Below are 497 nucleotides of genomic sequence, written 5' to 3'. Positions count from 1 at the left end.
TCAAGACTTCCTTCCGCAAGTGGCATGGTGAACCACGTGCCAGACGCATCCGCGTCGAGGATGGGCATGACATTCGGATGGGTGATCCGACTCTGGACATCGATCTCCCCGCGGAGTCGTTCCGCCGCAAATGGAACTCCCAAAGGCCGCTTCAGGGCAACAACGGTGTGGGGATCGTTTACCTCGGCAGCTTCGAAAACTTCTGCGAAGCCTCCCTGGCCAATCTGCGAGGCGAGGCGGTATCGTTCAAACTTTCCCATCTGTATCTCCCGTCATTTGCCGTGTCAGTTTGTGGTGCACTGCTGTGAAGTGTTCTCGCCGAACACCGCCGCGGCCCTCGGCCTGTTCTTCCCTTCACGAAGAACCCGTTCTGCCCCAGTGAGGACGACTCGGGGCTGCCCCAGGTTCGGTTGACTCTTCGAGTCAGGCCGCGAGGGCCAGGGTGTTGGCAGCGTAGACGGTCTCGAACTCGACGGGTGTCATGCGTCCGAGTCGTG

General features: G+C 60.2%; 1 protein-coding gene. It reads left to right on the top strand.

Annotated features, from left to right (window positions below; translation table 11 throughout):
- The coding region (locus G3I78_RS47705; protein ID WP_203616519.1) for a hypothetical protein at positions 1–308 on the top strand (308 nt) is incomplete at its 5' end.
- Positions 309–497 lie beyond the last annotated feature (189 nt).

Source organism: Streptomyces sp. SID13726, assembly GCF_010548375.1.
GTDB lineage: Bacteria > Actinomycetota > Actinomycetes > Streptomycetales > Streptomycetaceae > Streptomyces.
This window is presented reverse-complemented; position numbering and strand designations above follow the sequence as displayed.